The sequence below is a fragment of the Streptomyces thermospinosisporus genome (genome assembly GCF_039526425.1).
GTDB classification, from domain to species: Bacteria; Actinomycetota; Actinomycetes; order Streptomycetales; family Streptomycetaceae; genus Streptomyces; species Streptomyces thermocarboxydovorans.
Map to the genome: position 1 here is coordinate 80,262 of NZ_BAAAIZ010000030.1, position 24,356 is coordinate 104,617.

Genomic DNA, 24,356 nt, shown 5'->3' on the forward strand with positions numbered 1-24,356 from the left:
GCGACGACCGCTCGGCGGCCACCGCGAACAGGTCAGGAGGGTCCGGGTGTCCGACGCCGAACTGGTGCTGCGCTCGACGCGTGTCATCACCCCCGAGGGGACGCGCCCCGCGACCGTCACGGTCGCCGACGGCACGATCACCGCCGTCGGCCCGCACGACGCCCCCGTGCCGGCCGGCGCCCGCCTGGAGGACCTCGGCGACGACGTCCTGCTGCCCGGCCTGGTCGACACCCACGTGCATGTCAACGACCCCGGCCGCACCGAATGGGAGGGCTTCTGGACCGCCACCCGGGCCGCGGCGGCCGGCGGCATCACCACCATCGTCGACATGCCGCTCAACTCGCTCCCGCCCACCACGACCGTCGACCACCTGCGCGTCAAGCAGAAGACCGCCGCCGACAAGGCACACATCGACGTCGGCTTCTGGGGCGGCGCCGTGCCCGGCAACGTCGAGGACCTGCGCCCGCTGCACGAGGCCGGTGTCTTCGGCTTCAAGGCGTTCCTGTCGCCCTCCGGCGTCGACGAGTTCCCGCACCTCGACCAGGAGCAGCTCGCCCGCTCCCTCGCCGAGATCGCCGCCTTCGACGGGCTGCTGATCGTGCACGCCGAGGACCCGCACCACCTCGCCGCCGCCCCGCAGCAGGGCGGACCCAGGTACGCCGACTTCCTCGCCTCCCGTCCGCGCGTCGCCGAGGACACCGCCATAGCCCACCTGGTGGCGCAGGCGAAGCGTTTCGGTGCCCGCGTGCACATCCTGCACCTGTCCTCCGGTGACGCACTGCCGCTGATCGCCGAGGCGAAGGCCGAGGGCGTGCGCGTCACCGTGGAGACCTGCCCCCACTACCTGACCCTCACCGCGGAGGAAGTCCCGGACGGGGCCAGCGAGTTCAAGTGCTGCCCGCCCATCCGCGAGGCCGCCAACCAGGACCTGCTGTGGCAGGCGCTGGCCGACGGCACCATCGACTGCGTGGTCACCGACCACTCCCCGTCCACCGCCGACCTCAAGACCGACGACTTCGCCACCGCCTGGGGTGGCATCTCCGGCCTCCAGCTCAGCCTCGCCGCCGTCTGGACCGAGGCCCGCAGGCGCGGCCACACCCTCGAGGACGTGGTGCGCTGGATGTCCGGGCGCACCGCCCGCCTGGTCGGCCTCGACGACCGCAAGGGTGCCATCGCCCCGGGCCGTGACGCGGACTTCGCCGTCCTCGCGCCCGACGAGACCTTCACCGTCGACCCGGCCGCCCTCCAGCACCGCAACCGTGTGACCGCCTACGCGGGCAGGACCCTGTACGGCGTCGTCAGGTCCACCTGGCTGCGCGGCCGGCGCATCGTCGCCGACGGCGAGTTCACCGCACCGCAGGGCCGGCTGCTCACCCGCACCCGCTGACGACGCCCAGAAGACGAAAGGCAGGAACAGACCACCGTGACGGCGATCGAGACCTTCACCGGCGACGCCAGCCCCTACCAGGGCGGCGACCCCTACGCGGACTACCGCACCGCCGACTTCCCCTTCACCCACTACGCCAACCTCGCCGACCGCCGCCTCGGTGCCGGTGTCATCGCCGCCAACGACGAGTTCTTCGCCCAGCGGGAGAACCTCCTGCTGCCCGAGCGCGCCGAGTTCGACCCCGAGCACTTCGGCCACAAGGGCAAGATCATGGACGGCTGGGAGACCCGCCGCCGGCGCGGCCGCTCCGCCGACCACCCCTGGCCGGCCGAGGACGACCACGACTGGGCGCTGATCCGGCTCGGCGCACCCGGCGTGGTCCGCGGGATCGTCGTGGACACCGCCCACTTCCGCGGCAACTACCCGCAGGCCGTGTCCGTCGAGGGCACCTGCGTGCCCGGCTCCCCGTCACCCGAGGAACTCCTCGGCGACGACATCAAGTGGACCACCCTCGTCCCGCGCACCCCGGTCGGCGGCCACGCGGCCAACGGCTTCGCCGTCTCGGTCGAGCAGCGCTTCACCCACCTGCGCCTCAAGCAGCACCCCGACGGCGGCATCGCGCGCCTGCGCGTCCACGGCGAGGTCGTCCCGGACCCCGCCTGGCTCCAGGCCCTCGGCACCTTCGACGTCGTCGCCCTGGAGAACGGCGGCCAGGTCGAGGACGCCTCGAACCTCTTCTACTCACCGGCCACCAACACCATCCAGCCGGGCCGCTCCCGCAAGATGGACGACGGCTGGGAGACGCGCCGGCGCCGCGACCGGGGCAACGACTGGATCCGGTACCGGCTCGTCGAGCAGTCCCGGATCCGCGCCATCGAGATCGACACCGCGTACCTGAAGGGCAACAGCGCCGGCTGGGCGTCGGTGTCGGTCAAGGACGGCGAGGACGGCGAGTGGGTCCAGGCCCTGCCGCGCACCCGCCTCCAGCCCGACACCAACCACCGTTTCGTGCTGCCCGAGCCGGTCACCGGCACCCATGCGCGGCTGGACATCTACCCCGACGGCGGCATCTCCCGGCTGCGTCTGCACGGCTCGCTCACGGAGACCGGCGCGGGACGCCTGACGGCCCGTCACCAGGAGCTGGGCGGCTGACCTTTGACGAGGTGGCTGCCTTTGCTCCTTTGATCCTTTGACGAGATTCTCGAAAACTGACTGACCCTCACCGGGTCGTCCGGGCGGCCGACCCGCATCGCTGACCGATTACGTGAGAAGGTCACGGTGCGGGCGGTCGCCATGTGGTATCGCGGCCAGGCGTCCGGCCACGGGAAGTCGGTTCCCGCCTACCGCTTCTCCTCAGCCCCCACCGTGAGGAACACCTGCTGCAGGGAGCGGCAGGCGCCGTCGAGATGGGCGCGCATCCGGGCGATCGCCTCGTCGGCGTCTTTGGCCTGGAGCGCCTGCAGGATCCGGCGGTGCTCGGCGACGATGCGATCGCGTCCCAGGGTGTGCCGGGTCTGCACCATGCACAGGTGTATCTCGCCCTTGATGCCCCGGTACAGCCGGCTGAGCCGGGGGCTGCCGACGGCATCGATCAAGGACTGGTGGAAGCGCAGATCCGGTTCGACGAAGGCGCTGTGCGGCGCGTCCTCCTCCAGCCGGTCGAGGTCCTCCAGCGCGCGCTCGGCGGGGCCCACGGGCACGGTGCCGCGCTCGAGCAGAACCCGCACCACCTCGGTCTCCAGCGGAGTGCGGACCAGGAAGAGATCCTCGACGTCCTCACGGGTCAGGCGGGGCACATAGGCGGCCTTGTTGGCCTCGCGGTGCAGGAGTCCCTCGTACACCAGGGCGGTGATGGCGCTGCGGGCCGTGGGGCGGGAGACACCGTACTCATTCGCGATCTCGGTCTCGGCGAGGGTGGTGCCGGGCGGGATCTGCCCGTCGAGCACGCGGTCGCGCAGTGACGCGGCGAGGGCCTCGACGACCGAGACCGTGGACAGCCTGAGGGCGGCGTCCTGGGCCATGAACACCTCCGTGAAGGGACGGCCCCATTCTCCCATATGTCAGGTCAGACCCGTTGACGGACAGGTGTCACTGTCTGACAATCGCCGGATCACGTGAAACGGGGGCCGTGCAGAGGCGCCCGTTGAGGCGAGGAGCTCGCCATGGCCGACTCCCTCTACCGCCGTCTTTATTGCCGTTGCCGATTGTGTCGGCGGCCCGGTCGCCGGGTCGCCCCGAAGGCATGCGCTGTGTGCCGCGCCGTTCCTGCCGCTGGGCTGAGTCCGCCCCACGTCGTGGGTCTGAATCGCCATCTGTGACCCGCGAGCAAGTCGTGCCGGATCCATTGACAGACAAGAGTCATTGTCAAACAATCAACCCGCCCTGTGGGGTGACGGGGGCCACAAGCAGCCCATCGAGAGAGGCAAGGATCTGCCATGACCGGTTACCAACAGGTTTTCGACCCTGTCGCCGGATCCCTGGGGTGGAGCGCGCTGTGCGCCGCACTTCCCCTGGTCACGCTGTTCGTACTGCTGGGCGGTCTGCGCTGGAAGGCATGGCAGGCCTCACTGGTGGCGCTCGCCGCAGCCCTCGGCGTCGCCGTCTTCGCCTATGAGATGCCGGTGGGCCAGGCGGCCCTGGCGGCGGGGGAGGGGGCCGCCTTCGGTCTGTTCCCGATCATCTGGATCGTGCTGAACGCCCTGTGGATCTACAAACTGACCGAGCTCACGGGCTGGGACGCGGTACTGCGGCGGGCGTTCGGCTCGCTCTCCGACGACCAGCGCGTCCAGGCCGTCATCATCGCCTTCTGCTTCGGCGCGCTCCTCGAGGCGCTGGCCGGCTTCGGGACCCCGGTCGCGGTCTCCTCGGTGATGCTGATGGCGGTCGGGCTGCGGCCGATGAAGGCGGCGGCGGTCTCGCTGGTGGCCAACACGGCGCCCGTGGCGTTCGGCGCCATCGCCGTCCCGATCACCACCCTTGCCAAGATCACCGGGCTGGACGCCGCGGACCTGGGCGCGATGGTGGGGCGTCAGACGCCGCTGCTGGCCCTGTTCGTGCCGCTGGTGCTGGTGTTCATGGTGGACGGCCGGCGCGGTGTGCGGCAGACCTGGCCGGTCGCCCTCGCCGGCGGATTCGGCTTCGCCGCCGCCCAGTTCGTCAGCGCCAACTTCCTCTCCTACGAGATCGCCGACATCGTCGCGGCCTTCGCCGGCGCCCTGGCCGTCGTGCTGATGCTCCGCGTCTGGCAGCCCAAGGAGACGCTGGCGGCGCGGGCCGGGACACCGGCCGCGGCCGGCGGAGGCTCCGCCGGCACGGGTGACGCAACGGACTCCGGCTCCGGGGAGTCCGGCTCCGCGGACGCGGGCGCCGCGAAGGCGGGTTCCACGGACGCGGACGCGGGCGCCGCGAACGCGGGCTCGACCGGCGTGAACTCCACGGCCGCAGACCGGCGCAGGCGCACCGGTGAGGGATCCGCCCTGATGGCCTTCGCTCCCTACCTCGCCGTGGTCGTGCTGTTCGCCGTGGCCACCTTCGGACCGGTGAAGACCTGGCTGGACGCGCACTCGGGGTGGAAGTTCGCCTGGCCCGGCCTGGACGTGACCGACGGCTCCGGCAAGCCGCTCGCCTCCGCGACTTTCACCTTCAACCTGCTCAACGCCGGCGGCACGATCCTGCTGCTGGCCGGTCTGATCACCGCCGCGCTCTACGGCATCGGCGTCATGCGGGGCGTGCGGGCCTACGGCGACACCGTGCGCCAGTTCCGCTGGACCGTGGTCACGGTCATGGCGGTCCTCGCCCTCGCCTACGTGATGAACATGTCCGGCCAGACCGTCACCCTCGGCCTCTTCCTGGCCCAGACCGGCGCGGCGTTCGCCCTGCTCTCTCCCATCGTCGGCTGGCTGGGTGTCGCCGTCACCGGCTCCGACACCTCCTCCAACTCCCTGTTCGGCCTGCTGCAGCTCACCGCGGCCGAGAAGACCGGGATGTCCCCCTATCTGCTCGCCGCGGCCAACACCACCGGCGGGGTGCTGGGCAAGATGATCTCCCCGCAGAGCCTGGCCATCGCCGCCGCGGTGGTGGGGCTCGAGGGCCGCGAGGGCGAACTCTTCCGGCGGGTGGTCGGCTGGGGCCTCGGCCTGCTCGCCGCGATCTGCCTGCTGATCTACCTGCAGTCCACCCCGGTGCTGGACTGGATGGTGGTGCGCTGATGGACCGCAAGGACCTGGCCCGAGACCTGGCCGCCATCGTGGGGCCGGACCACGTACGGGTGGACGACGGCGCGCTGGCCGCCTACGCGCGCGACGCCACACCGCTCTTCCACTCCCTGCCACAGGCGGTGGTGCTCCCCGGCAGCACCGAGGAGGTCGCCGCCGTCCTCAAGTACGCCACCGAGCGGGCCGTCCCGGTCGTGCCCCGCGGCGCCGGTTCCAACCTGTGCGCCGGCACCGTGCCGCTGACCGGCGGCATCGTCCTGGCCCTGACCCGGCTGGACCGCATCCTGGAGGTCAGCTCCGAGGAGCTGCTGGCCCGCGTCCAGACCGGGGTGACCACGGCCCGGCTCGCCGACGCCGCGGCCCAGGCCGGGCTGCTTTACGCGCCGGACCCCGGAAGCCGCACCGTGTCCACCGTCGGCGGCAATGTGGCCACCTGCGCCGGCGGTCTGCGCGGGCTGAAGTACGGAGTCACCCGCAACTACGTGCTCGGCCTGGAGGCCGTGCTGCCCACCGGTGAGATCATCCGCACCGGCGGGCGGCTGTGGAAGGACGTGGCCGGATACGACCTGACCCGGCTGCTGACCGGTTCCGAGGGCACCCTGGCGGTGATCACCGAGGTCACCGTGGCCCTGCTGCCCGCACCCGCGGAGACCGGCACCGGCGTCGCCTACTTCCCCTCGCTCGCCGACGCCTCCCGGGCCGTGGCGGACGTCATCGCCTCCGGCATCGTCCCGGCCACGCTGGAGTTCCTGGACCGCAAATGCATCTCCGCGGTCGAGGAGTTCGCCGGGCTCGGCCTGCGGCAGGACGCCGGGGCACTGCTGCTGTTCGGCGACGACGGCGATGCCCGTGCCGTGGCCACCAACCTCGGCCGCATCCAGGAGGTGTGCGACCGGGCCGGTGCGCTGGAGGTCACCCTCGCCGAGGACGTGGCCCGCGCCGACGCCCTGCTGGCCGCCCGGCGCTGCTCGCTGCCGGCCCTCTCCCGCCTGGGCTCGGTGACCATCCTGGAGGACGCCACCGTGCCCCGGCACCGGCTCGCCGAGATGGTCGACCGCATCGACGAGATCGCCGCCCGCCACGATCTGACGATCGCCACCTTCGGGCACGCAGGGGACGGCAACCTCCACCCCACCTGCGTGCTCGACCCCGACGACCACGAGGCCGTCGACCGCGCCCACGCCGCGTTCGCGGAGATCTTCGCCGCCGCCATCGCCCTGGACGGCACCATCACCGGCGAACACGGAGTGGGCGCCGCCAAGCTGCCGTATCTGGCCGACCGGCTCGGCGCCGACCAGGTCGCACTGCTGCGCCGCATCAAGAACGCCTTCGACCCGGCAGGAATCCTCAACCCCGGAAAGCTCGGCTCATGACCGATCCCACCAACGACCACGGCGCCGGCCCGGAGCAGAACGACCACGGCGCGGGGCCGGAGAAGGGCCGCGGCATCTTCGACAAGGACCTGCTGGACAGGTGCATCTCCTGCGGTTTCTGTCTGCCGGCCTGTCCCACCTACGCCCTGACCGGCGAGGAGACCTCCTCTCCCCGCGGCCGCATCACCCTGATGCGAGCGCTGGAGACCGGTCGCCTCGACGAGGACGACCCGACCCTGGCCGAGGAGTCGTCCTTCTGCCTGGGCTGCCGTGCCTGCGAGACCGTCTGCCCGGCGGGCGTGGAGTACGGGCTGCTGCTGGAGCAGTGGCGCGACCACCAGTGGCGTGGCCGCCACCGGCCCTGGCTCGCCCGCCTCCTGATGGCCCTGGTGTCACGCCCCTGGCTGCTGCGGCTCCAGGGCCTGGTACGGCGCCACGCCCGCGCCGGGGACAGCCCCGCCGGGAAGCCACCGGAGACACAGACCGCGGAAGAGCCCGCATCCCTGGTGCTCGGCTGCGTCGAACGAGGCCTGTACCCCAAGGTCTCGCGCGCCGTCCAGCAGCTGTGCCCCGAGGTCACCGTCCCGCCCGGGCAGGGCTGCTGCGGTGCGCTGCACGCCCACAACGGCGACTCCCGCACCGGCGCGGAACTGGCCGAGGCCCTCGGCGAGCGGCTGCCCGGCACCATCGTGACCACGGCCGGCGGCTGCGCCGCCCATCTGGCCCACCACCTCGGCCGGGACCGGGTCCGGGAGCTGAGCGAGTACCTCGACCGGGACGGCCACCGGCCCACCGGCCAGGTCACGGTCGACGGGCGCAGGGCCAGGGCCACCCTCCAGGACTCCTGCCATCTGCGGAACGGGCTCGGCGTGAGCCGTCCGCCCCGTGACCTCATCGCCGCGGTCGCGGACTTCGTCGAACTGCCCGGCGCGGACCGGTGCTGCGGCGCCGCCGGCACCTACTCCCTGCTCCGGCCCTCCGACAGCCGTGCCGTGCTGGACCCGAAACTCGAGGATCTGGACCGCATGGACGTCGACTTCATCGTCGCCGTCAACCCGGGGTGCCTGCGCCAGCTCCAGCAGGGACTGCGCCGCCGCCGCTCCCGTGTACGCGCCGTGCACCTCGCCGAATTCCTCGCGATGGCGGGCGCACCCGGCGCCGTGGGCGAGACCGGAGCTCACCAGCCCTGAGAAAGCCGACGCCCACCGGTCAGGCTCCGGGCCGCGACCGCACTCGCGGCCCGGAGCCTGTGACGACGCCGACCCGCCCCGGACTCAGGCCGCGTGGCCGCCGTCCACCGCGAACTCCGCGCCGGTGACGTACGAGGCCGACGCCAGGCGGGCGATCGTCGCCGCCACCTCGTCGGCCGGCCGAACCGGCCGAGCACGGTCAGCGAGGCCTGGGCCCCGGCGAACGGGCCGTCGGCCGGGTTCATCGCGGTGTCCACCGGGCCGGGGTGGACGATGTTGGCGGTGATGCCCCGCGGCCCCAACTCCCGTACCAGCGCCTTCGTCAGGCCGACCAGGGCCGACTTCGTCATCGCGTACAGCGTGGCGCCGGGGCCGGGCACGCGCAGCGCCAGGCAGCCGCCGACGGTGATGATCCGGGCGCCCCGGTCCATGCAGGCGGCCGCCGCCCGGGAGGTGAGGAAGACGCCCCGCACATTGACCGCCAGCACCCGGTCCACGTCGGCCGGCGAGATGTCCCCTCGACCGGCCGAGCAGTCCGACACCCCCGTTGTTGACCAGCACATCGAGCCCGCCCAGCGCGTCCGCCGCGCCTTCCGCCGCCCCCGCCGCCTCCGCCGCGTCGGCCTGGTCCGCCCACAGCGCCACGGCCCGTCGGCTCATCGCCTGGATCTCCCGTACGACGTCCTCGGCGGCGTCCTTGCCCTGCACATAGGTCACGGCCACGTCCGCGCCCTCCCGCGCCAGCCGCAGGGCCGTCGCCGCGCGGATGCCGCGGCCGCCGCCGGTCACCAGGGCCGCCTTGCCGGACAGGTCCGTTGTCACGTTCGACCGTGTCTTCTTGCCTCCATCCCAGCGGCCCGGTCTTCATGCCTCCATCCCAGCGGCCCGGATCCGGCGGCGCCGGCGGCGAACGGACATCGAATTCCCGCCGCACCGATGAGTTGCGGGCCCCGCCGCGGTCTGAGCTGATGACCGAGAAACCGCACCGGACAGACCGCCCCGGAGACAGCACTCCGGGAAGGCACATCGAGAAGGGCAGGCACCCGTCATGGGCAAGCTCGTTGTCACCACCTTCGTCACCCTGGACGGCGTCTACCAGGCACCCGGCGGGCCCAATGAGGACACCCGCGACGGCTTCGAGCACGGCGGCTGGAGCGTCCCGTACGGCGACGAGGACTTCGGCCGGTTCATGGGCGACGTCTTCTCGCGCGTGGGCGCCTTTCTCCTCGGCCGCCGCACCTACGACATCTTCGCCGCCCACTGGCCGAAGGTGACCGACCCCGAGGACCCGGTGGCCGGCAAGCTGAACTCCCTGCCCAAGTACGTGGCCTCCAGCACCCTCACCGACCCCGCCTGGTCCAACACCACCGTGATCGCCGGGGACCTCGCCAAGGAGGTCACCGCGCTGAAGGAGCGCACCGAGGGCGAGCTCCAGGTGCACGGCAGCGGCGCCCTCGCCCAGTCCCTGTTCGCCGCCGACCTGGTGGACACCCTCCATCTGCTGACCTTCCCGGTCGTCCTCGGCGCCGGCCGCCGCCTGTTCCCGGAGGGCTCACGGCCGACCGCCTTCCGGCACACCGGCGGCAGCATCACCAGCACGGGCGTGTCCATCCAGTCGTACGACCGGGTCGGCCGCCCGGAGTACGGCACCTACGAGCTGCCGGAGAACGCGTGATCGCGCTGCTCCGGTGACGAGCGCCGCCGCCCGGCGCGGGGGACCGGGCTGCGGCGCGCGGTGAAGGCTCTGCGACCGCGGCCTGTCGATAAGGGGGAGAAACAGGGAAGGTCTTCAACCTTGTCGTTGACATGCCAACGTCTACGCGCGTCAGTATGAAGGCCATGCGATTCCCCCCACGCGCCGCACGGACCGGCGCCGCAGCCGCAATCCTGTCCGCCCTCCTCGTGGGCGGCACCGTCACCGCGACCCCCGCAGGCGCCGGCACGACCGCCGTCGGCGACATCTGCTCCAGCGACCTCCCCCCACAGGCGCACGACACCCTCGACCTGATCGAGCAGGGCGGCCCCTTCCCGTTCGAGCAGGACGGCTCCGTCTTCCAGAACCGGGAAGGCATCCTGCCCAGTCAATCCACCGGCTACTACCACGAGTACACGGTGATCACGCCCAACTCCCCCGACCGCGGCGCCCGCCGGATCGTGACCGGCCAGGAATACCAGGAGGACTACTACACCGCCGACCACTACGCCTCGTTCGACCTCGTCGACTACGGCTGCTGACGGCTCGCCGCCGCAGCGAACAGAGCGCCGCCCAGCACCAGCAGGGCGGCGCTCACATACACCCCGTAGCGGTCGAGGAAGCCGATCCGCTGCACCAGTCCCCACCGCCAGCCGGTGAACTCGTGCAGCAGACCGGCCACACCCTGCAGCACGGCGAGGACGCCCAGGAACTCCAGCAGTCGCTTCATGACGCCCAGCCTCGCCCGTGCCCCTCGCGTGCACATCGGCCGCCGGGCGGGAGGCGGAGCTACCGAAGAAGGCGTTCCGCGGCGGCCGGTGCGCCGAAAGTCTGCGCCGGTGCGACTTCGGTCGCCGATCCGGGCCGCGCGGCGGCTCAGCGGCGTCGCCCTGCGTAGATTTGCCGACCGTGAGGACAGACGAACAGGCCCCGGCCACCGCGGTGTTCCCGTCGCGGCGCTGGCTGCTGCCGTCGGCACTGGTCGCGGCGCTCGATCCGGAGTCGCAGCGGGAGGGCGGCCGGCGCCCCCGCCGCACCGTGCGCGACTGGGGCGTCGACTTCACCTGCTTCCTGATCGCCGTCTTCATCGGACTGCTCTCCATCGACTCCATGGAGAGTTCCGACCTGTCGCCGGGCCTGCAGGTCGCCGACCAGCTGATCGGCGCGCTGGCCTGCGGCGCCGTCTGGCTCCGCCGCCGCCGGCCGCTCGGCCTGGCGGTGGCGATGATCCCCGTCAGCTATGTCTCGGTCACCGCGGGCGGCGCCTCCCTGATCGCCCTTTTCACCCTCGCCGTGCACCGGCCCTTCCGCTACGTGGCCTGGGTGGCCGGCGTCGACTTCGTCTCGCAGCCCCTCTACTACTGGCTGCGCCCCGAACCCGGACTGCCCTACATCGCGGCCGTCCTGTTCACCTGGGTGCTGATCGCCGCCGTCGCCGGCTGGGGCATGCTCGCCCGGTCCAAACGGCAGCTCCTGCTCAGCCTGCGCGACCAGGCCCGGCGCGCCGAGACCGAGGCCCGGCTGCGCGCCGAACAGGCGCAGCGGCTGGCCCGCGAGGCCATCGCCCGGGAGATGCACGACGTCCTCGCCCACCGGCTGACCCTGCTCAGCGTGCACGCCGGTGCGCTGGAGTTCCGGCCCGACGCGCCCCGCGAGGAGATCGCCCGCGCGGCCGGCGTCATCCGGGAGAGCGCCCACGAGGCACTGCAGGACCTGCGGGAGATCATCGGCGTCCTGCGGGCCGGAGAGGCCGACGACGCGGGCCGGCCGCAGCCCACCCTCGCAGCCCTGGACACCCTGGTCGCCGAGTCCCGCGAGGCCGGCATGAAGGTCGTCCTCGAGCACCGTGTGAGCGACCCCGCCGCCGTCCCCGCCTCCATCGGCCGCACCGCCTACCGCATCGCCCAGGAGGGCCTGACCAACGCCCGCAAGCACGCTCCCGGCACGGAGGTCACCGTGCACGTCTCCGGCGGCCCCGGCGAGGGCCTGACCGTCGCCGTGCGCAACCCCCGCCCCGAGGGAGAGGTCCCGCATGTGCCCGGGGCCGGGCAGGGCCTGATCGGGCTCACCGAGCGGGCCACCCTCACCGGCGGCACCCTGGAGCACGGCCCGACACCCGACGGCGGCTTCGAGGTACGCGCGCATCTGCCGTGGGCGTGAGCGGATGCCGCGCCCCGGCGAGCGACGGTGAGCATGTCCATGCACCCCGGCAACCATGATTACGTAGGGCCCATGACAGCGATCAGACTGCTCCTCGTCGACGACGACCCGCTGGTGCGCGCCGGACTGTCCTTCATGCTGGGCGGCGCCGACGACATCGAGGTCGTCGGCGAGGCCGCGGACGGCGGCGAGGTCGAGGAGCTGGTGGACCGCACCCGCCCCGACGTGGTCCTCATGGACATCCGGATGCCGGGCACGGACGGTCTGACCGCCACGGAGCGGCTGCGCGGCCGCCCGGACGCGCCGCAGGTCGTGGTCCTCACCACGTTCCACGCCGACGAGCAGGTGCTGCGCGCGCTGCGCGCCGGAGCCGCCGGCTTCGTCCTCAAGGACACTCCGCCCGCCGAGATCATCGACGCGGTGCGCAGGGTGGCCGCCGGGGACCCCGTGCTCTCGCCCACCGTCACCCGGCAGCTGATGCAGCACGCGGCCGGCACCGCCGCCGACACCCGGCACGCCCGCGCCCGCGAGCGCCTCGCCGCCCTCAACGACCGCGAACGCGCGGTCGCCGTCGCGGTCGGCAAGGGCCTGGCCAACGCCGAGATCGCCGCGCGGCTGTTCATGAGCGTGGCCACCGTGAAGACGCATGTCTCCCGCATCCTGGCCAAGCTCGATCTCAACAACCGGGTGCAGATCGCCCTGCTCGCCTATGACGCGGGCCTGTTGGAGGACGCGGAGGAGCACTGAGGGAGACTGAGGCGCGTCGTCGTCCGATGTGGTCGCCCGCCCGAAGGAGTCCCTCTCCCATGACCGAGATCGCCGCCCTCGACCTCGACACGGCCCGTCAGGCGCTGGACAGCCAGCCCTTCAGCCGGCTGGTGGGCGCGCGGCTGACCGCCTTCGGCGACGGCGGCGCCACCCTCGAACTCGACGTGCGCGAGGAACTCCACCAGCAGCACGGCTTCCTGCACGGCGGTGTCCTCTCCTACGCCGCCGACAACGCCCTCACCTTCGCCGGCGGCGCCGCACTCGGCCCGCACGTCCTCACCGGCGGCTTCTCCGTCCAGTACCTGCGCCCGGCGGTCGGCCGGACCCTGCGGGCCCGCGCCGAGGTGGTGCATGCGGGCAGGCGCCAGGCCGTGGTCCGCTGCGACCTGTTCATGATCGGCGACGACGGCACCGAGACGCTCTGCGCGGTGGCCCAGGGCACGGTGCTGCCGATCCCGGCACGCTGACGCACCGGCGCCGGCTGCCGCTCAGACACGCGGCTTTCGCCGCATGGCCGTTGTTACGGCGGCGCGGGTGTGCCGGCCGCATGGCCGCCGTTCAGACACGCGGCTTTCGCCGCATGGCCGTTGCTACGGCAGCGGCGGCGTGCCGGCCGCATGGTCGCCGCTTTCGCCGCATGGCCGTTGTTACGGCAGCGGCGGCGTGCCGGCCGCATGGTCGCCGCTTTCGCCGCATGGCCGTTGTTACGGCGGCGCGGGTGTGCCGGCCGCATGGCCGCCGTTCAGACACGCGGCTTTGGCCGCATGGCCGTTGTTACGGCAGCGGCGGCGTGCCGGCCGCATGGTCGCCGCTCCCGCCGCATGGCCGTTGGTGCCGCGGCACGGGCGTGCCCGCCGCACGGCCGTCGCTCCCGCCGCACGGTCGCCGTGCCAGCGGTACGGCCGCTGCCACTGCTGCACGGCCGCCGTTCCCGGCGCACGGCCGCCGCCCCCCGACGACCGTGCCGCACCCCTGACACCCGTCCCTCTCCGGACCCCCGGTTCCGCAACCCAGAAGCGCTGCCCCTCAACGCCGGTTCCGCAGCCCGAAGGCGGCCCCTCAACGGGCGGTTCCGCAACCCACACGGCGCTGCCCCGCAACGGCCGTTCCGCAGCCCCGAAGGCGGCCCCTCAACGGGCGGTTCCGCAACCCAGAAGGCGCTGCCCCGCAACGGCCGTTCCGCAGCCCCGAAGGCGGCCTCAACGGTGGCTCCGCAACCCAGAAGGGGCTGCCCCTCAACGGCCGTTCCGCAACTCAAGAAGGCGGCCCCACATCGGCCATTCCGCGATCCCGGAGGCCGCGCCTCACCCGAAGGGCACCGGTGCCCCGCCCTGGATCTCCGCCAGCCGGACCGGACGGTGCTCGCGCCGGGAGATCTCGCACGCCTCCGCGATGCGCAGCGCCTCCAGGGCCTCCCGCCCGTCGCAGGGGTTGGCCCGCTCGCCCAGCACCACCTCGACGAAGGCGCTCAACTCCGCCTCGTAGGCAGGGCCGAACCGCTCCAGGAACCCGGTCCACGGCTTGTCCGCGGCCGGCGGCCCGGTCGGTTCGGTGGACGCGATCGGGGTGCGGTCGTCCAGCCCGACGACGATCTGGTCCCGCTCACCGGCCAGTTCCATGCGCACGTCGTAGCCCGCGCCGTTCAGCCGGGTCGCGGTGACCGTCGCCAGCGTGCCGTCGTCGAGGGTGAGCAGCGCCGCGCCGGTGTCGATGTCGGCCGCGTCCCGGAACATCGCGGGCCCGGCGTCGGAGCCGGTGGCGTACACCTCGGTGACCTCCCGGCCGGTCACCCAGCGCAGGATGTCGAAGTCATGGATCAGCGTGTCCCGGAACAGCCCGCCCGACTGCGGCAGATACCCGGCGGGCGGCGGCTCCGGGTCACTGGTCATCGCCCGCACGGTGTGCAGCCGGCCCAGCCGGCCCGACCGCACCGCCTCGCGTGCGCCCGCGTACCCGCGGTCGAACCGGCGCTGGAACCCCATCTGCAGCACGGTCCCCGCCGTCTCCACCTCCCCGATCGCCTGCAGGGTGCCCGGCAGGTCGAGGGCGATGGGCTTCTCGCAGAACACCGGCAGACCGGCGCGCGCCGCGCGTCCGATCAGCTCGGCGTGGGCCGAGGTGGCTGCTGTGATCACTACCGCGTCCACACCCCAGGTGTAGATCTCGTCCACGCCCGGTGCCGCGGTCTCGCCGAGCCGGTGGGCGAGCGCCTGGGCGCGCTTGGGATCGGCGTCCGTGAGGATCAGCGAGCCGACGTCGCGGTGCCTGCTGAGCGTGTGGGCGTGAAGGGTTCCGATGCGGCCTGTACCGATGACCCCGATGCGCATGGAAACAAAGTGCGGGTCGCACCCCTCCCTGTCAATCAGTATGTCCGGACAATGTGACTTCACAACTTCCCGTCAACAGCTCACAGAGCTACGCTCGGGCCGTGCCGAAACCAGATGTCGACCCGACCGTGCAGCTGGAGCTGAGCGTCGACCGCAGCTCCCCCGTGCCGTTGTACTTCCAGCTGGCCCAGCAGTTGGAGGCCGCGATCGAACACGGCACGCTGACCCCAGGCAGCCTCCTGGGCAACGAGATCGAGCTGGCCTCCCGGCTCGGCCTGTCCCGCCCGACGGTCCGCCAGGCGATCCAGTCGCTGGTCGACAAGGGCCTGCTGGTGCGCCGCAGGGGGGTCGGCACCCAGGTGGTGCACAGCCAGGTCAAACGCCCCCTGGAGCTGAGCAGCCTCTACGACGACCTGGAGTCGGCCGGCCAGCGCCCCGCCACGAAGGTGCTGGTCAACACGATGGTCTCGGCCTCCGCCGAGGTCGCCGCCGCGCTCGGCGTGCCCGAGGACAGCGAGGTTCACCGCATCGAACGCCTCCGCCTGGCCCACGGCGAGCCGATGGCGTACCTGTGCAACTTCCTCCCGCCCGGACTGCTCGACCTGGAGACCGCCCAGCTGGAGGCCACCGGCCTGTACCGCCTGATGCGCGCCGCCGGCATCACCCTGCACAGCGCCCGCCAGACCATCGGCGCCCGGGCCGCCACCCCGGCCGAGGCCGAGCGCCTCACCGAGGAGCCCGGTGCCCCCCTGCTCACCATGCAGCGCGTCACCTACGACGACACCGGCCGTGCTGTGGAGTACGGCACACACACCTACCGCCCGTCCCGCTACAGCTTCGAGTTCCAGCTGCTGGTCAGGAGCTGAACCGCCGGGACGCCCGCGCCCGCCCGGCACCCGGACGTTCGGCACCCGGGGGAGCGGTACGGCAGAATCGCACCCGATGAGCACCTACCGCGACTTCACCGCCCCTATCGGCTCCCGGCGTGCACCGGTCCTCCGAACCGTCGGCACCCGGGAACGCCGGTCCCACCTGTCGGCACCCCGCGTCCCGACGGTGGGCATCGACATCGGCGGTACCAAGGTCATGGCAGGTGTCGTCGACGCGGACGGCAACATCCTCGAGAAGGTCCGCACCGAGACCCCCGACAAGTCCAAGAGCCCCAAGGTCGTCGAGGACACCATCGTCGAACTGGTCCTCGACCTCTCCGACCGGCACGACGTGCACGCCGTCGGCATCGGCGCCGCCGGCTGGGTCGACGCCGACCGCAACCGGGTGCTGTTCGCCCCCCACCTCTCCTGGCGCAACGAGCCGCTGCGCGACCGCATCGCCGACCGCCTCGCGGTGCCCGTCCTGGTGGACAACGACGCCAACACCGCCGCCTGGGCCGAATGGCGCTTCGGCGCGGGGCGCGGCGAGGACCACCTGGTGATGATCACCCTCGGCACCGGCATCGGCGGCGCCATCCTGGAGGACGGCCAGGTCAAGCGCGGCAAGTACGGCGTGGCCGGCGAGTTCGGCCATATGCAGGTCGTCCCGGGCGGACACCGCTGCCCCTGCGGCAACCGCGGCTGCTGGGAGCAGTACAGCTCGGGCAACGCCCTGGTGCGTGAGGCCCGCGAGCTGGCCGCCGCCGACTCGCCCGTCGCCTACGGGATCATCGAGCACGTCAAGGGCAACATCGCCGACATCACCGGCCCGATGATCACCGACCTGGCGCGCGAGGGCGACGCCATGTGCATCGAGCTGCTGCAGGACATCGGCCAGTGGCTCGGCGTCGGCATCGCCAACCTCGCCGCCGCCCTCGACCCGTCCTGCTTCGTCATCGGCGGCGGCGTCTCCTCCGCCGACGACCTGCTCATCGGACCCGCCCGCGACGCCTTCAAACGGCACCTCACCGGACGCGGCTACCGCCCCGAGGCCCGCGTCGTGCGCGCCCAGCTCGGCCCCGAGGCCGGCATGGTCGGAGCGGCCGACCTGGCCCGCCTGGTCGCCCGCCGCTTCCGCCGGGCCAAGCGCCGCCGCGTCGAGCGGTACGAGAAGTATGAGAAGTACGCACAGTTCCGCAGGACGACCCGGGAGGCCCTGTGACCAGTGACCTTCCCCGTCAGAGCGGCGTCCCCGAGCGGCCCCGGCCGCCCGAGGACCGCCGGCACATGATCCGCCGCCGGGCGCTCACCCTGCTGATCATCGTGCTGCTCATCGGCATCCCGGCCGGCTATCTGGTGATCTCCGCGAACCAGAGCCGCGCCAGCGGCAAGGACAAGGAGGCGAAGTACGCCTCCACCGGCCTCGCCGAGGGCTGGCCCTCCAAGGTGCAGCGGCGCATCTACGAGGTGCCGATCCCGCACCCCGCCTGGTGGGTGGCCTACTACGAGACCAACAACTGGAAGACCAGCCGCCTCTACGTCGAGTTCGAGACCACCGACGCGGGCCTGGACGCGTTCCTCACCAGCATGGGCGTCACCGAGGCCGACCTGAACCGCGGCGACGTCACCATCGGCGAACGCGACCGCAGGATCACCGGCTGGCGCTTCGACGGCCCCGGCACCTGGTCCGGCCTGGTCCACAAGCAGAAGAACCCCAAGCCCACCCGGGAAGTCATGGTCAACCACAACAAGCCCGGCTACCCCAGGGTGTACGTCGTCTCCCGGACCGTGCCCTGACAGGGCCCGTGCCCTGGCGACGGACCAGGCCCCGAGGGCGACCGCCCCGGCGGTGAACGGCGGCCAACGAGGCCGTGAACTCCGGCGCGGCCGACCGGGCTCGTCCGCCGCCGGCCGGCCGCCGGGGCCGGTTGTCAGACCCCGCCCGTAGAGTCGAAGACGACTGACCGGGCAGACGGGCGGGAGGTGACAGGGCGTATGACCGAAGGGGCCGCGGCAGCCGCGCCGGCCGAGCGTGCGACCACACCCCGATCCGCGCCCGGGTCCACCGGCTCGGGCGAGCCGGACGCACCGCTCCACCTCCCGGCCGTCTTCCAGCCCGCACCCCTCCCGCGCGACGGACGCATCGCCTTCTACGACCCCGAGGGCGACCCGCCGCCCGACCCCGGAGGCGGGGGAGCGGAGCGGGCCACGGAGCTGACCGTCGTCCGCCCCCACGGCAGCGGAGTGCGGCGCCGCACCGTCCCCGCCCTCTCCCTGCCCCTCGACGAGGCCCTCCCGCTGCTGGTCCGGGCGCGGCACCATCCCGGCGCCCACCCGGCCACCGCCTGCTGGGGCGCCGCCGCCCTGCACGCCCTGCGGCTCACCGCCCGCGGCCGGCTGCTCCCCGGGCTCACGCCCACCGGACACGACGCCTGGCGGGCCGGCCCGCTGGAACCGGACGACGTGGCCCACCTGCGAGCCGTGGCCGCCGCCCTGCCGTACGAGGGACATGCCGTCCCGCTGCCCGGCCCCGGCCCGGTCCGCCTGCCCCAGCCCGGGGCGCTGGTGCGCGCCTTCCTCGACGCCGTCGCCGACGCCCTGCCCCGCACCCCGGCCGCCCCCTACGCCTCCGGGCTCCCCTTCGCCGCGCGAGCACCCCAGCGGCTGCCCCAGGCGCGCGACTGGGCCGCCGAGGTCGCCGCCGGCATGGACGCGGGCGTCCGCATCTCCCTGCGCCTCGACCTGTCCGCCTACGACCTCTTCGACGAGACCGGCCCCTCCGGCGCCTCCGCCGGCACCCGCAGCGCCGGCGCGGCGATCGTGCAGGTGCACAGCCTCGCCGACCCCACCCTCGTCGCCGACGCCGCGGCCCTGTGGGCGGGCGAGGCCGACGGCGCCTTCGGCCCCCGCGCCCGCGTGGACACCGCCCTCGCCGTTCGCCGGGCGGCCCGGGTCTGGCCCCCGCTGGACCGGCTCTCCGACCAGGACGTCCCCGATGTGCTGGCCCTGTCCGAAGACGAGCTGAACGACCTGCTGGGCGTGGCCGCCACCCGCCTCGCGGCCGCCGGGGTCGCCGTGCACTGGCCGCGCGACCTGGCCCAGGACCTGACCGCCAAGGCAGTGGTCCGCCCCGCGCCCGGCTCGGCGACCGACGGCACCGGCTTCTTCGAGAGCGAGGACCTGCTGCGCTTCGGCTGGCAGCTCGCCCTCGGCGGGGACCCGCTCACCGACGCGGAGATGGACGCCCTCGCCGAGGCGCACCGCCCGATCGTGCGGCTGCGCGACCAGTGGGTGCTCGTCGACCCGGCGCTGGTGCGCAAGGCCCGCAAACGGGACCTGGGCCTGCTCGACCCGGTCGACGCGCTGTCCGTCGCCCTCACCGGGAGCGCCGAGGTCGACGGCGAGACCGTCGAGGCCGTGCCGACCGGCGCCCTCGCCGCCCTGCGCGACCGCCTCACCGCCGGCGTACGCCCCGCCGAACCACCGCCCGGACTCGCCGCCACCCTGCGCGACTACCAGCTGCGCGGCCTGGCCTGGCTGGAGCTGATGACCTCGCTGGGCCTGGGGGGCTGCCTCGCCGACGACATGGGCCTCGGCAAGACCGTCACCCTCATCGCCCTGCACCTGAAGCGCGCCCGCAGCGAGCCGACCCTGGTCGTCTGCCCCGCCTCCCTGCTCGGCAACTGGCAGCGGGAGATCACCCGCTTCGCACCCGGCGTCCCCGTGCGCCGCTTCCACGGCCCCGACCGCACCCTGGACGACCTGGACGGCGGCTTCGTCCTCACCACCTACGGCACCATGCGCTCCGCCGCCCCCGAACTGGCCGCACAGCGCTGGGGGATGGTCGTCGCCGACGAGGCCCAGCACGTCAAGAACCCCCACTCGGCCACGGCGAAGGCGCTGCGCACCATCCCCGCACCCGCACGCGTGGCCCTCACCGGCACCCCCGTCGAGAACAACCTCTCCGAGCTGTGGGCCCTCCTCGACTGGACCACCCCCGGACTGCTCGGCCCCCTCAAGTCCTTCCGCGCCAGGCACGCCCGCGCCGTGGAGACCGGCGAGGACGAGGAGGCGGTGCAGCGCCTCCACCGCCTGGTGCGGCCCTTCCTGCTGCGCCGCAAGAAGTCGGACCCGGGCATCGTCCCCGAGCTGCCGCCGAAGACCGAGACCGACCACCCCGTGCCGCTCACCCGCGAACAGGCCGCGCTCTACGAGGCGGTGGTGCGCGAGTCGATGCTCGCCATCGGGACCGCCCGGGGCATGGGCCGCCGCGGCCTGGTGCTGAAGCTGCTGACCTCGCTCAAGCAGATCTGCGACCACCCCGCCCTCTACCTGAAGGAGGAGCACACCAGCGCCGGCGCCGACCGGCTCGCGGCCCGCTCGGGCAAGCTCGCCCTGCTCGACGAGCTGCTGGACACCCTCCTCGCCGAGGACGGCTCGGCCCTCGTCTTCACCCAGTACGTCGGCATGGCCCGCCTCATCACCGCCCACCTCGCCGAGCGGGCGGTCCCGGTCGACCTGCTGCACGGCGGCACACCCGTACCGGAACGGGAGCGCATGGTGGACCGCTTCCAGTCCGGCGCCACCCCGGTGCTGGTCCTCTCCCTCAAGGCGGCCGGCACCGGCCTGAACCTCACCCGGGCCGGCCACGTCATCCACTTCGACCGCTGGTGGAACCCGGCCGTCGAGGAGCAGGCCACCGACCGCGCCTACCGCATCGGCCAGACCCAGCCCGTCCAGGTCCACCGCCTGATCACCGAGGGCACCGTCGAGGACCGCATCGCCGAGATGCTCCACTCCAAGCGCGCCCTCGCCGACGCCGTCCTCGGCACCGGCGAGTCCGCCCTCACCGAGCTCACCGACCGCGAGCTGGCCGACCTGGTCTCCCTCCGGAGGCCGTCATGACCGAGCGACGCCCCTCCGACAAGGTCCGTGAGGCGCTGCGCGCCGCCCGGGAGCTGGAGATCGCCGAGGAGGTTTCGCAGCGGAAGGAGCAGCAGGAGGCTGCCCGGAAGCAGGGCCCGGCCGCTGCGGCCCGCGCCGCCCTGCGCGAGGCCCTCCGGGCGAACTCCGAACGGTCCGAACGGGGTGACACGGACACCGGCACCGAGGCACCCATCAGCGGTGGCCCTGGCAGGGACGTCGGTGGCCCGGGCGCCGACGGGAACGCCGTTGCCGCACCGGATGCCGCTGCCGACGGGGGCGGTGCCGCCCCCGATGCGCCGGCGGTCGCACCCGAGGCCCCCGCAGCCGCCGGCAAGCCCGGCCGCCCTCCCGCACACCGGCCCGGTGACATCGCCCGCGAGGCCCTGCGATCGGCCCGCGCGGAGGCACTGCGAGCGCGCAGGGCCGCCGAGGGCCACGCCACCGACGACACGCCACGCGGTACGTCCACGCCGTCGGCCCTTCCCCGGACACCCCGCACACCCCGCACATCCCACTCGTCTCGCACGCCGAAGGCCGACCGCACCGCCGAGAACCGTGCGCGCGAGCTGCGGAAACTGCTCGCCGACGCCTTCCGCATGCCCGCCTCCGCCGACGAACCGGACACCGCCGAGGAGCGGGACACCGGCGCGCGGGACGCCGCACCCGCAGCAGAGACCGCCCGTCCCTCGACGGACAACCCACGCGCACGGCCCCGCCCCCGCCCCACCGGCGATGCGAAGCCCGCGGAAACAGCGGCAAGGGACGAATCCGCCCCCACCCCCGCCTTCACCGCCCCGCGCTCCATGGCCGCCCCCGCCCGCGACTCGGACGTCCGCCGGACCTTCCCCGCGTTCCCGGCCCGGCCCACCGGCGAGGGGACACACGAGGGCACGTTCGCCGAGACCTGGTGGGGCAACGCCTGGGTCACCGCACTGGAGGAGGGCGCCCTGGACGCGGCACGGCTGGCTCGGGGGCGGACGTATGCCGACCGGGGGAACGTCGACGCGATCACCGTGACCCCGGGGCTGGTGCTCGCCTACGTCCGGGGCAGCCGGCCCCGCCCGTACCGGGTCCAGGTACGGTTGCGCACCTTCACCGACGCCGACTGGGAGCGCTTCCTGGACACCGCCGCCGACCGGCCCGGTCATATCGCGGCCCTGCTGGACAAGGAGATGCCCCAGTCCCTGGCCGAGTGCGGCGTCCCCCTGCTGCCCGGCCCCCGTGACCTCGATCCGCACTGCAGCTGCCCCGACCGCGGCCACCCCTGCAAGCACGCCGCCGCCCTCTGCTACCAGACCGCCCGCCTGCTCGACGCCGACCCCTTCGTCCTGCTTCTCCTTCGCGGCCGGGGCGAACGCGCGGTCATCGACGACCTGTCCCGCCGCAGTGCCGCCCGCGCGGCCCGCGCCGCCCAGGAGAAGGAACCGGAGCCGCTGCCCGGGGTACGCGCCAGTGACGTCCTCGCACACGGCGCCCGGCCTCCGCTGCCCGCCCCGCTGCCGCCGCCCCCGCATCCCGAACAGCCGCCGGTGTATCCGCCGGCGCCCGGCGGCCCGGACCCCTTCGCGCTGGACCAGCTGGCCAGTGACGCCGCCGCCCGCGCGCACGCCCTGCTGACCACCGGACGCGACCCGGTCGGCGGCCTCAGCCTGTGGCAGGACGCGGTGCGGCTCGCCGCCGCCCGTCCCGGCTCCGGCCTCACCGCGGCCACCCGCTCCCTCTACGCCTCCCTCTCCAAGGCCGCCGGCCGCAGCCCCGCCGAGCTGGCCCGTGCGGTGGCCGCCTGGCGGCAGGGCGGCCCCGAGGGACTCCGCGTCCTGGAGGAGCCCTGGGACCCGCCGGCCGGCCGCTTCGACCGGGCCCGCCCGCAGCTCCTCGCCGCCGACCTGCCCGCCTTCCGCCCCTGGCGCAACCGTCTCACCCACCCCCGCGGGCACGTCCAGCTCCGTTTGGGCCGCGACCATCTCTGGTACGCGTACGAGTCCGAGCCCGGCCAGGACGACTGGTGGCCCCGCGGTACCCCCGACTCGGACCCGGTCGGCGCGCTGACCGGCCTGGACACGCCGGGCGACCTGTAACAGAGCCGACGGAAAAGGCCCTCCGGCACCGCGTCCCAAGGCCGCCTAGAATGGTCACAAAACAGTCACGGGTCACGTGTCCGGGCGTCCGCCACCGCGGAAGGAAGGCAGGCCGATGATCACCGAACTGGCTGTGGAGCGTGTCGAGTTCACCTGCGGGCACTGCTGGCACAAATGGAGTGCCGACTACGACGTGCAGTACTACCGCGACGACAACGGCGACGAATGGGAGTACTTCACCCGCGACGGACTTCCCGTGCCGTCCCCCTACGACCCGCAGGGCGCGCCGCCCTGCCCGATCTGCGGCCGCCGCTGGGTGGGCCGCCTGATCGCCCGCAGGCCGATCCCGGTTCCGCCGGGCGACGCGGACACACCCCGGAGCCGGGTCACCGTGCCGCGCGACCAGCACCGCATGGACCGCTACACCGCGCCCCCGCTGGGAGCGGACGCCCACGACCAGCCTGCCCAGCAGGCCTCCGCCGGCTCACCCGGCGACCACTGACCCGCCACTGACCGGCGACCTGTCCCACCGCCCGGCGGCCGCGCCCACCCCGACCGGCGCGACCGCCGGGCACGGCCCCTCCACGCCGCGACACAAGGCATGACCCACGCGAAGCGGTCAAGGGCCTGGTGCACCGGCATCCCCTTCTCCGAGGCCCTGGTCGAACCCCACACCCCGTGACCGACCCCTACCGCCGTGCCCGGCGGTCGCGCCGCCACGCAATGATCAACCCGAGCAGCACGCCCACGAGCAGCGTCACGGTGAGAATCCCCCACATCGGCAGCGTCACGTCGGACACCCACAGCGTGACGGTGACCGAACCGGTGTTAGCGGCGATGAACCAGATGGCCACGGCGGCGAGCACGACGAACCCGATCGTCCGCAGCCGAATGTCCCGCCCCTTGACGGTCAAGGTCGACGGACCGTGCGCATGTGCGTCATTCCGGGCCATGAAGCCATTATCGGCGGGTTCAACAGGGCCGGCGACTTGGAGACATATCGAAGCGTGTCATTCCAAGTGCACGCGCTGGAGGGATGACTCCAAAAGGACGATGCCAGCCGGTGAACTTGAGAGATTCCCAAAGGGAGAAGGCAGAAGGCAGCGGTTTCTGACGGTCCGTTAACCTCAGGTCCACCAGCAGAATTCGAGCAGCGAGCCGAGGGCGGGGCGTTCAACAAGTCCTCCTTGCCGTTGCGTTGCGTTGCTGGATATCGACTCGCTGGAGGCTGGGGCCAGCGGGTTTTGTGCGCGTTCGCAGGACGATGGTCCCGGTGGTCGGGGCCGGTCGGCCCGGGGCGGGAGCGCGGGCGGAGCTGCACGCTGGGGAGTGATCGAATCGCGATGGCCCGCGCCGGAGCGGGCGGTCGCC

General features: G+C 73.2%; 20 protein-coding genes and 1 pseudogene. 16 read left to right on the top strand and 5 right to left on the bottom strand.

Going from position 1 to position 24,356, the window contains the following annotated elements:
• Positions 1–46: 46 nt before the first annotated feature.
• Positions 47–1,387: an allantoinase AllB gene (gene allB, locus ABD207_RS11815; RefSeq protein ID WP_344012284.1), complete on the top strand. Its 1,341-nt coding sequence runs from the start codon at positions 47–49 to the stop codon at positions 1,385–1,387.
• Positions 1,388–1,423: 36 nt separating this feature from the next.
• Positions 1,424–2,539 carry an allantoicase gene (alc, locus tag ABD207_RS11820; protein WP_344012286.1) on the top strand — a complete coding sequence of 372 codons (1,116 nt, stop codon included), beginning with the start codon at positions 1,424–1,426 and terminating at the stop codon, positions 2,537–2,539.
• 188 nt (positions 2,540–2,727) lie between these two features.
• Here the strand turns inward: alc and ABD207_RS11825 are convergent, their stop codons facing one another.
• Positions 2,728–3,408 carry a GntR family transcriptional regulator gene (locus tag ABD207_RS11825; protein WP_344012288.1) on the bottom strand — a complete coding sequence of 227 codons (681 nt, stop codon included), beginning with the start codon at positions 3,406–3,408 and terminating at the stop codon, positions 2,728–2,730.
• A gap of 414 nt (positions 3,409–3,822) precedes the next feature.
• On the opposite strand from ABD207_RS11825, the gene ABD207_RS11830 reads away from it, so the two are divergent.
• From ABD207_RS11830 to ABD207_RS11840, 3 genes are read left to right on the top strand one after another with little or no spacing between them, the layout of a single operon-like run.
• Positions 3,823–5,595, top strand: a complete 1,773-nt coding sequence (locus ABD207_RS11830) for an L-lactate permease (RefSeq protein ID WP_344012290.1) — start codon at positions 3,823–3,825, stop codon at positions 5,593–5,595.
• The gene (locus tag ABD207_RS11835) at positions 5,595–6,974 is read left to right on the top strand and encodes an FAD-binding oxidoreductase (RefSeq protein ID WP_344012292.1); all 1,380 of its coding nucleotides are present in this window, start codon (positions 5,595–5,597) and stop codon (positions 6,972–6,974) included. Before ABD207_RS11830 ends, ABD207_RS11835 begins: the two co-directional genes overlap by 1 nt.
• On the top strand, positions 6,971–8,164 hold the full coding sequence (locus ABD207_RS11840) for a (Fe-S)-binding protein (RefSeq protein ID WP_344012293.1): 1,194 nt from the start codon (positions 6,971–6,973) through the stop codon (positions 8,162–8,164). Before ABD207_RS11835 ends, ABD207_RS11840 begins: the two co-directional genes overlap by 4 nt.
• 84 nt (positions 8,165–8,248) lie before the next feature.
• Here ABD207_RS11840 and ABD207_RS11845 read toward each other — a convergent pair.
• Positions 8,249–8,986: pseudogene (locus ABD207_RS11845) on the bottom strand (SDR family NAD(P)-dependent oxidoreductase).
• A gap of 226 nt (positions 8,987–9,212) precedes the next feature.
• Between ABD207_RS11845 and ABD207_RS11850 the strand changes: the two are divergent.
• On the top strand, positions 9,213–9,839 hold the full coding sequence (locus tag ABD207_RS11850; RefSeq protein ID WP_344012294.1) for a dihydrofolate reductase family protein: 627 nt from the start codon (positions 9,213–9,215) through the stop codon (positions 9,837–9,839).
• Positions 9,840–10,003: 164 nt separating this feature from the next.
• Positions 10,004–10,399 (top strand): guanyl-specific ribonuclease, encoded by a 396-nt coding sequence (locus ABD207_RS11855; protein WP_344012295.1) that lies wholly within the window; start codon positions 10,004–10,006, stop codon positions 10,397–10,399.
• Here ABD207_RS11855 and ABD207_RS11860 read toward each other — a convergent pair.
• The gene (locus ABD207_RS11860) at positions 10,387–10,587 is read right to left on the bottom strand and encodes a hypothetical protein (RefSeq protein WP_344012296.1); all 201 of its coding nucleotides are present in this window, start codon (positions 10,585–10,587) and stop codon (positions 10,387–10,389) included. The genes ABD207_RS11855 and ABD207_RS11860 overlap by 13 nt on opposite strands.
• Before the next feature lie 179 nt (positions 10,588–10,766).
• On the opposite strand from ABD207_RS11860, the gene ABD207_RS11865 reads away from it, so the two are divergent.
• The 3 genes from ABD207_RS11865 to ABD207_RS11875 all read left to right on the top strand — a co-directional run bounded on the left by ABD207_RS11865 (position 10,767) and on the right by ABD207_RS11875 (position 13,252).
• On the top strand, positions 10,767–12,017 hold the full coding sequence (locus tag ABD207_RS11865; RefSeq protein ID WP_344012298.1) for a sensor histidine kinase: 1,251 nt from the start codon (positions 10,767–10,769) through the stop codon (positions 12,015–12,017).
• A 72-nt stretch (positions 12,018–12,089) separates the two neighbouring features.
• Entirely contained in the window at positions 12,090–12,764 is a 675-nt protein-coding gene (locus ABD207_RS11870; protein ID WP_344012300.1) for a response regulator transcription factor, read from the top strand.
• Positions 12,765–12,823: 59 nt separating this feature from the next.
• Complete coding sequence (locus ABD207_RS11875; protein WP_344012301.1) at positions 12,824–13,252, top strand: PaaI family thioesterase; 429 nt, start codon at positions 12,824–12,826, stop codon at positions 13,250–13,252.
• Between the two features lie 837 nt (positions 13,253–14,089).
• Here the strand turns inward: ABD207_RS11875 and ABD207_RS11880 are convergent.
• Positions 14,090–15,112: a Gfo/Idh/MocA family protein gene (locus ABD207_RS11880; protein ID WP_344012303.1), complete on the bottom strand. Its 1,023-nt coding sequence runs from the start codon at positions 15,110–15,112 to the stop codon at positions 14,090–14,092.
• 128 nt (positions 15,113–15,240) lie between these two features.
• On the opposite strand from ABD207_RS11880, the gene ABD207_RS11885 reads away from it, so the two are divergent.
• The 6 genes from ABD207_RS11885 (at position 15,241) to ABD207_RS11910 (ending at position 23,487) form a co-directional block, all read left to right on the top strand.
• Entirely contained in the window at positions 15,241–15,978 is a 738-nt protein-coding gene (locus ABD207_RS11885; RefSeq protein WP_344012388.1) for a GntR family transcriptional regulator, read from the top strand.
• 76 nt (positions 15,979–16,054) lie between these two features.
• The gene (locus ABD207_RS11890; RefSeq protein ID WP_344012305.1) at positions 16,055–17,203 is read left to right on the top strand and encodes an ROK family glucokinase; all 1,149 of its coding nucleotides are present in this window, start codon (positions 16,055–16,057) and stop codon (positions 17,201–17,203) included.
• Positions 17,200–17,778, top strand: coding sequence for a sugar kinase (locus ABD207_RS11895; protein WP_344012307.1), 579 nt, complete (start codon positions 17,200–17,202; stop codon positions 17,776–17,778). The genes ABD207_RS11890 and ABD207_RS11895 overlap by 4 nt, the downstream gene beginning before the upstream one ends.
• 198 nt (positions 17,779–17,976) lie before the next feature.
• The gene (locus tag ABD207_RS11900; protein ID WP_344012309.1) at positions 17,977–20,886 is read left to right on the top strand and encodes an SNF2-related protein; all 2,910 of its coding nucleotides are present in this window, start codon (positions 17,977–17,979) and stop codon (positions 20,884–20,886) included.
• Positions 20,883–22,985 (top strand): SWIM zinc finger family protein, encoded by a 2,103-nt coding sequence (locus tag ABD207_RS11905; RefSeq protein ID WP_344012311.1) that lies wholly within the window; start codon positions 20,883–20,885, stop codon positions 22,983–22,985. The genes ABD207_RS11900 and ABD207_RS11905 overlap by 4 nt, the downstream gene beginning before the upstream one ends.
• 115 nt (positions 22,986–23,100) lie before the next feature.
• Positions 23,101–23,487, top strand: coding sequence for a hypothetical protein (locus ABD207_RS11910; RefSeq protein ID WP_344012314.1), 387 nt, complete (start codon positions 23,101–23,103; stop codon positions 23,485–23,487).
• A 187-nt stretch (positions 23,488–23,674) separates the two neighbouring features.
• Here ABD207_RS11910 and ABD207_RS11915 read toward each other — a convergent pair whose 3' ends face one another.
• On the bottom strand, positions 23,675–23,938 hold the full coding sequence (locus ABD207_RS11915; RefSeq protein WP_344012317.1) for a lipopolysaccharide assembly protein LapA domain-containing protein: 264 nt from the start codon (positions 23,936–23,938) through the stop codon (positions 23,675–23,677).
• Positions 23,939–24,356: the final 418 nt, after the last annotated feature.